Annotated in this window: 6 protein-coding genes and 1 riboswitch; of the genes, 4 read left to right on the top strand and 2 right to left on the bottom strand. The window is 69.5% G+C overall.

Annotated features, from left to right (window positions below):
• Positions 1-4: 4 nt before the first annotated feature.
• A riboswitch (FMN riboswitch) is annotated at positions 5-138 on the bottom strand.
• A gap of 46 nt (positions 139-184) precedes the next feature.
• From VFF46_RS38190 to VFF46_RS38180, 3 genes are read left to right on the top strand one after another with little or no spacing between them, the layout of a single operon-like run.
• Positions 185-1,681 (top strand): DUF4038 domain-containing protein, encoded by a 1,497-nt coding sequence (locus tag VFF46_RS38190; RefSeq protein WP_325042157.1) that lies wholly within the window; start codon positions 185-187, stop codon positions 1,679-1,681.
• Positions 1,682-1,710: 29 nt separating this feature from the next.
• Positions 1,711-2,685: a sugar-binding transcriptional regulator gene (locus tag VFF46_RS38185; RefSeq protein WP_325042156.1), complete on the top strand. Its 975-nt coding sequence runs from the start codon at positions 1,711-1,713 to the stop codon at positions 2,683-2,685.
• The gene (locus VFF46_RS38180) at positions 2,686-4,029 is read left to right on the top strand and encodes a threonine/serine ThrE exporter family protein (RefSeq protein WP_325042155.1); all 1,344 of its coding nucleotides are present in this window, start codon (positions 2,686-2,688) and stop codon (positions 4,027-4,029) included.
• Between the two features lie 34 nt (positions 4,030-4,063).
• On the opposite strand, the gene VFF46_RS38175 is transcribed toward VFF46_RS38180, so the two are convergent.
• Positions 4,064-5,206: a sialidase family protein gene (locus VFF46_RS38175; protein ID WP_325042154.1), complete on the bottom strand. Its 1,143-nt coding sequence runs from the start codon at positions 5,204-5,206 to the stop codon at positions 4,064-4,066.
• The gene (locus tag VFF46_RS38170) at positions 5,203-6,729 is read right to left on the bottom strand and encodes a DUF4185 domain-containing protein (protein ID WP_325042153.1); all 1,527 of its coding nucleotides are present in this window, start codon (positions 6,727-6,729) and stop codon (positions 5,203-5,205) included. Before VFF46_RS38170 ends, VFF46_RS38175 begins: the two co-directional genes overlap by 4 nt.
• 190 nt (positions 6,730-6,919) lie before the next feature.
• On the opposite strand from VFF46_RS38170, the gene VFF46_RS38165 reads away from it, so the two are divergent.
• The coding region (locus VFF46_RS38165; protein ID WP_325042152.1) for a cyclic nucleotide-binding domain-containing protein at positions 6,920-7,251 on the top strand (332 nt) is incomplete at its 3' end.

Here is a 7,251-nt window from a genome sequence, read left to right as displayed (position 1 = left end):
GCTGCCACGTGCGTCTTCCCATCCGGACTTTCACCGTCGGTCCCGGAGTTCCACCAGGTCAACCGCTCCTTCTCACGAAGTCACGGGTCGCGGACTGTCACCGCCGGCTCGGAATTTCACCGACCCCAGAGCACGTGTGTTCTTCTCAGATCAGCTTAACGGCAACCAGCCTCCCAGGAGTGTCATGTCCATCTCACCCACCTGGCACGAGATCGAGTTCCCCACCACCGAGGACTGGGTCGATTTCGAACACGAGTCCGGGCTCCGCCTTCGGCGCCCGAGCTTCGACGACGGCAAGGCATCCCGCGCCGCGGGCGGAGCTGGCGGCGCCGAACGGAAGGTCCGCTTCGCTGCGCCCTTCGCGGGGCGGTGGCGGTGGGCGGGTGGTGGTGAGTCGGGTGAATTCGAGGTACGGCCTGCGGCCGCGGAGGAGACCAACCCGTTCTACGCGCATGGGTTTTGGCGGATGTCGGATGGTGGGCGAAGTCTGGTGCATGCGGACGGGACTCCGGCGTTGCTGGTGGCTGATACCGCTTGGGCGTTGCCTTGGCGTGCTACCCCGGAGCAGGTGCGTGAGTATGCCGCTGAGCGGCAGGCCAAGGGGTTCAACGCGGTGCTGCTGATGACGGTGCAGCCGGACATGCGGGCGGTCGGGCCGCGGGATCGGACTGCTGACGAAGGGTTCGGGGTTGGGTTCGAGGATCTGCCGGACGGCCACGTCCAGCAGCTGAACTTCGAGTACTTCGACTACCTCGACGAACTGCTCGGGATCCTCGTCGAGCACGGGATCGTCCCGGTGCTGCAGCCGGTCTTCCAGGGGTTCGGGTGGAAGGGGCTGGACGTCGCCGGGACGGTGGTGCCCGCGGACGAGTACGCGACGTACTGCCGCTACCTCGTCGCGCGGTACGGCGCGAGGCCCGCCATCTACCTGGTCGGCGCCGACGGAACCGGCACCGAGCCCCAGATCGCAGCGGGTGGGGCCGAGGTGCACGCGGCCGACTGTTACGAGCAGCCGACCGGCATCCACTACCGCCCGCACAGCCGTGCCGACGCCCACCAGGACGCCGACTGGCTCGACTTCCAGTGGTGCCAGACCGGCCACACCGGCGAACACGTCCCGGAGCGGGTCGCCGACCTGTGGCGCAACCACCCGGTGAAGGCCGTCGCGAACGGCGAACCGACGTACGAACACACCGGCCGCACCGGAGTCGCCGAGGGTTGGTGGCAGGGCCACGAGGCGTGGAGCAACCTCTGCGCGGGCGGCACGATGGGGGTCGTCTACGGCGCCGGGAGCCTGTGGCAGTGGCGCCTGCACGCGGACGAGCCGGGCCATTCCGGGTACTTCCTCGCCCCGGGCGCGGGCTGGCGCGAGGCGCTCGGCTTCGAGGGTTCGACGTACGTCGGGATGCTCGGGAAGATCCTGCGCGGGCTCCCGACGACCGACATGCGGCCGGACTGGACACGGGTGATCTCCGGTCGCGCGCTGAGTACGGCGGACGGCGGCCTGATCGTGTACCGCGAGAACGGCGGCCCGGTGATGGTGTTCGACGACACCGTGCCGCTGGCGTACACGATCGTCGATCCGCGGGACGGTTCGGTAGTGGCGACCGGGAAACGGGACACGCCGGAGAGTCCATTGCCTGACGTCGGTGGCGCACCGAGGGTCTACATCTGCCTATAGTCCAGTTTGATCGTCTTGAGAGGGGTGTCGTGAACAGCAACCGCGCGGTGCGCCAGCCGGGGCTGGACGAGCTGCGGCTGCTCGCGAAGGTGGCCCGGATGTACCACGAGAAAGGCATCCGGCAACCGCAGATCGCCGCCGAGCTGAACCTGTCCCAGGCGCGGGTCTCCCGGATGCTCAAGCAGGCCGTCGAGGTCGGCATCGTGCACACCGTGGTGACCATGCCGAGCGGCGTGCACAGCGACCTCGAGGACGAGCTGCAGGGCCGGTACGGGCTGCGCGACGCGGTCGTCGTGGACACGATCGGCGCCGGCGACGAGGTACTGCCCGCGCTCGGCTCGGGCGCCGCGGCGTACCTGGACATGACGCTCACCGGCGGGCACGTGGTCGGGATCTCGTCGTGGAGCGAGACGCTGATCTCCGCGGTGGACCGGATGCCGCGCAAGAGCGTGCCGGTGGTGGACAAGGTGGTGCAGATCGTCGGCGGTCTGGGCGACGCGGCGGTGCAGATGCAGGCCACCCGGCTGACCGCGCGGTTCGCCGAGCTGACCGGCGGGATGCCGGTCTACCTGCCGGCACCCGGCCTGGTCGGGACGCCGGCCGTCCGCCGGGCGATGATGAACGACGTGTCGGTCCGGGACGTTCTGGGCACCTGGGGACAGCTCACCGACGCCCTGGTCGGGATCGGCAGCCTCGAGCCCTCGCCGCTGCTGCAGCGCAGCGGGAACGCGGTCGCCGAGGCCGACCAGGACGAGCTACGCCGGCTCGGTGCCGTCGGGGACGTGTGTTTCCGGTTCTTCGACGAAGAGGGAAAGCTTGTGCGTTCGACGTTCGACCAGCGGGTGATCGGGGTGACCGCGAAGGAGCTGCTGGCGGTGCCGCGCCGGATCGGGGTGGCCGGCGGTGAACGCAAGTACTCCGCGATCCGCGCCGCGCTGCTCGGCGGCTGGGTCAACATCCTGATCACCGACCTGTCCATGGCTCACCGGCTGCTCGACGAATAGATGGAGCCCGACCAGCAGCGGGAGGTCTACGCGACCATCGACCTGGCGTTACGGGTCGGTGAGGTGCTGCTGTCCAGCGGTGCCGGTACGGCGGACGCGACCGCGACGATCCTCGGCGTCACCGCGGCCGGCGGGCTGCGCGGGTGCGAGGTCGACATCACATTCACGTCGATGGCGGTGTCGTACCAGGAGGCGCCGGACGCCGCGCCCGAGACGCACATCCGGCTGGTCCGGTACCGCTCGCAGGACTTCTCCCGGCTGACCGACGTCGACCGGCTGGTACGGCGGTTCGCGCGCGGCGACCTGAGCCGCGAGGACGCGTCCCGCGAGCTGGCCCGCCTGACGTCCGCGGGTCCGCCGTACCCGCGCTGGACCTCGGTGCTCGCGTGGGGCGTCATGGCCGGCGGCGCGACCCTGCTGCTCGGTGGTGGCTGGCTGATCACGCTGGTGGCGGTGCTGACCGCGATCGTCATCGAGATGAACAACCGCTGGTTCAATCGGCAGCGGCTGCCCGCGTTCTACCAGCAGGTCGCCGGTGCCTTCGTCGCGACCGCGGTGGCCCTGGTGCTGTACTCCCTCCACGCGCCGGTGAAACCGTCGCTGGTCGTTGCCGCGGGCATCATCATGCTGCTGGCCGGGATCGCGCTCACCGGTGCCGTCCAGGACGCGATCACCGGGTACTACGTGACCGCGGCGGCCCGGAGCCTGGAGGCGATGCTGCTCACCGGCGGCATCATCGCGGGCGTCTCGCTCGGCCTCGCGCTGGCGCTGCGGCTCGGCCTGAACGTCGGGATCGAGACCCCGACGATCCAGCTCGCGAACCTGCCGGTGATGGTCATCTCCGGTGCGGTGATGTCCGTCGCCTACTCGTACGCGTCGTACGCACCGCTGCGCGCCTTGCTGCCGGTGGCGGTGATGGGAGCGCTCGCCTCGCTGGTCTTCACGTTGATGACGAGAGCGTCCTTCGGCCCCGCCTGGTCCACCGCGGCCGCCGCCTTCGTCGTCGGCCTGGGTGGGTATTCCAGTGGCCGGCGGACCGGCGTGCCGCCGCTGGTCGTGGTGGTCGCCGGGTCGATCCCGCTGCTGCCGGGGTTGACGATCTACAAGGGCCTGTACGAGCTGACGGCGGGCGGGCAGTTGATCGGCATCGTCAGTCTCACCACCGCGGTCGCGATCGGCGTCGCACTCGCGTCAGGGCTGATCCTCGGCGAGTACGTCGCCCAGCCGATCCGCCGCGAGGCCCGCCGCCTGGAGGACCGCCTGGCGGGACCCCGCCTGGTCGGCCCACGCCGCCCGGTCCGCCGCCGGTCCTCCCGAACCCGCCGCCGACGGCGTACCCAATAGCTCTACTGCCGCTCCACTCGCCAGGTCGCATCGGTCAGACCGGCGGCGTCCTGCGTACCGCCGCCGAACCGGTGCCGAAGTACGTCTTGCAGACGGTGCCGTCGTAGTCGGACGCGAGTTCCAGGACGCTCCTGCCGTCCGGCGAGACGACCATCGGAGAGCTGTAGTTCGGGCAGTAGTTGTTGTAGGGGTTCGTGACCGCGACCGGCGCCGGCAGCTCGTACCAGTAGCCGTTCCCGCCCCCGGTGTTCGCGAAGATCGTCCGGCCGTTTCCGGCGGCGACCGAACCGTCGGCGTTCTGCAGGATCTGGCCGACCAGCAGCAGTTTGCCGTTCGGGGCGAGGGCGATCGTCGGCGCATGGGTGAAGTACCTGCCGTCGATGGTCTGTACCCGCCGGCCGAGGTCGGACGGCGAGCCCCAGTTCCAGCCGTCGGCCGAGTGCCGGATGTACGCCGCGCAGTCGTACTGCCCGCCCAGCCCGCAGATCTCGTACGACATCACGTACCTCCCGCTCGGCAGCCGCCGTACGATCGGCATCCCCGGCCGATGGCCGACCGTCGGGCTGACGACTGTCGGCGACGGATCGGTCCAGGTGACGCCGTCGGTACTGCGGACCTCCATGAGCTTCTGGCTGTGCGCCGGATCGGTCTCGTCCGAGTAGTGGCACACCAGCCGTCCGTCGGCCGCGACGGAGAACTCGGGTTCCCAGAGGCCCCTGTCGTTCGGGGCGGTCGCGCAGCTGGACAGGTACGACCAGGTGCGGCCGACGTCGTTGCTGCGCCAGATCCGTAGCGACATCGGCCGGGCGGAGGCGCCGACCGAGGCGGCCCAGAGCAGCGTTCCGGCGGGTAGGCCGCCGACTGCCCGCGGGAGTTCGAACAGGGTGGCGCAGCAGAGACCCTTCCCGGCGGCGGCCTGAGGGTCGGCGACCGTGCCCACCTGGGTGAAGCTGCTGCCGTTGTTCGTACTCTCGTAGATCGCGCCGAGCCCGTCGTTCCCCGAGAACGTGACGATACTCGCCAGGATCCGCCCGTTCGCCGCACCGCTGTGCTCGAGACGGATCGCGCGCGGGTAGAGGCCGGTGCCGTCGTACAGGAGCTGACCGGTCGCGGCTTGCGCAGGTGTGGCCGTCAAAGCGCTCGCGATGACCAGCAAGGCCAGCAGCAGGCGCTTCACCGGATCTCCTCCAGGACCACGTCGTCGAGTTGCAGCCAGACGTCCTGGCCGTGCCCGAAGAAGCCGGCGTACAGCTGGATCAGTGACTCGCGGCCGGAGTCGAAGTCGACGGTGACCTGCGTGTACTGCGGATGCGCGCCGCCGGTCTGCTGCGCGATCGTCCGGCCGCGGAGGGTGCGGACGCCGAGCATGGTCTCGGAGTTGTTCTCGGCGGTCCGAACCCAGGCGGACAGCCGGTACCGGTGGTTGGGGCGTACGGCGACCGTCTGCTGGAGCTGGTGGGTGCCGATCGAGTCGCGGACGAACGCGTTGTTGGTGCCGGTGTGCCCGAGGTTGCTGCGGTCGATGCCGCCGGTGCCGCTGAGTTGCCAGGGTGCGGACGGCGTACCGCTGGTCTGCGCCTCGAAGCCGGGATCGCTGACCAGGTTGGTCGTCTTGCCGTCGTCGGTGAGCTTGGTGTGCATCAGGAACACGTTGTACGGATCCCATTGCGCCATCGTGAAGTACAGGTCGGGGCCTTGCGACCACGGATGCATGAAGGATCCGTAGAGCCCGGGGTAATCGGTGCCCTTGACAACGACTTGCTCGCCGCTCCACGGACCGGTCAGGTCGGCGGCCGAGCGCATGACGATCGAGGCGCGGTGCTCGTCGAGGTACATCATCAGCCACTTGCCGGTGTACGCGTTCCACTGCACCGAGACCTCGCCGACCGGACCGGCCGCGATCGGTACGGCGGCAGCCTCCTGCGGCGACCAGGTACGGCCGTCCCAGTACCGCCAGGCCTTCTTCTGCAGGACCTGCTGCTCGGGGACGCGGGCCAGGTGCGCGCTGCCGAAGCGGCCGTTCGGCGTACCGATCATGTAGACGAAGCCCTTGTCCTTGGCCAGGGCCGTCATCTGGAAGTTGTCGTCCCACGCCTTGGTGTTCTGCCAGCGGGCGCCGGCGTCCTTGGTCCAGGTCTCGCCGTTGTCGTCGGAGTACGCGAAGCCCGAGTAGTTCGTGAACCAGCTGCCGGGCGTTCCCCAGTAGTTGACCGACATGTACTGGATGTACTGGCGATGCCCGACCGAGATCCCCGCCGTCGGGATCACCGTGTGCTCGTCGCGGTCGATCTTCTTGCAGGGCAGGATCTCCTTGGCATGCCCGGGCCGGTCCTCGGCGGCCGAGTCGAACGACATCCCGTCGCTCAGGTTGTGGTCGGTACTGCGGAGCAGCAGGTTGCACCGCCAGTCGATCGTGGCTTGGTCGCCGGCGCCGCCGCCCGGCCCGGTCCAGCCGCTGCCGTAGCTGTCGCCGAACGCGGACAGGATCTGGCCGGACCCGTTGTCCCAGAGGATGCCGAGGTCGGTCGCCTTCAGGCCGAACCGTGCCTCGGTGTCGTTGATCGACTGCGGTCCGGTGAGCTTCGCGACCCGCTCGACAGGTGACGGCACGGCGGAGGCCTGGGCCGGAGCCGAGGGGTCGGCGGGCACCAGGGAGGCTCCGATCAGGGCCGGGACGACAAGCAGCCATCGTTTCCGCATCTAGGTCTCCTCGGGCGGGGTGGAGCAGGCTCAGAAATCGATTTCCGTCACCGTAACCGGGTGCTCGCGGCGGGTCAACGGGTAGAGCTCGCCGGTTTCTCCTGGGGACCACCTGATGTCCCCGGTGGCGTTCGGCCGCTACAGTTACCGACTGGAAACATCGGCGGATCGCCGACCGAGGAGGATCGACGTGGCATTTGGTAGGACGTCCCCGCGAGACCTGCCGCTGTTCGCGGATCTGTCCGGACGCGACATCCGGGACATCTTCCGGGCCGGCGAGGAGGTCTCGGTGCCGGCCGGCTGGTCGCTGATCCTGGAGCAGACGCCGCCGGACGCGGCGTACCTGATCCTGAGCGGCACCGCCGCGGTCCGGGAGAAGGGCGAGGAGATCGCCGAGCTCGGGCCGGGCGACATCGCCGGCGAGGTCGCGGTCCGGAAGAACACGTTGCGGACGGCAACCGTCACGGCGAAGTCGCGGCTGCAGCTGCTGCACTTCACCCGGGAGAAGTTCGACGACCTGAC

The organism is Kribbella sp., assembly GCF_035655035.1.
In the GTDB taxonomy this organism is placed as follows: Bacteria; Actinomycetota; Actinomycetes; order Propionibacteriales; family Kribbellaceae; genus Kribbella.
Note: the sequence above shows the minus strand (reverse complement) of the source record. Positions and strands in the feature narration are given on the sequence as shown.

Excerpts from the sequence above, each read along its gene's own strand:
- VFF46_RS38190 (WP_325042157.1), top strand. The coding sequence starts at position 185 with ATGTCCATCTCACCCACCTGGCACGAGATCGAGTTCCCCACCACCGAG.
- VFF46_RS38180 (WP_325042155.1), top strand. The coding sequence starts at position 2,686 with ATGGAGCCCGACCAGCAGCGGGAGGTCTACGCGACCATCGACCTGGCG.
- VFF46_RS38170 (WP_325042153.1), bottom strand. The coding sequence starts at position 6,729 with ATGCGGAAACGATGGCTGCTTGTCGTCCCGGCCCTGATCGGAGCCTCC.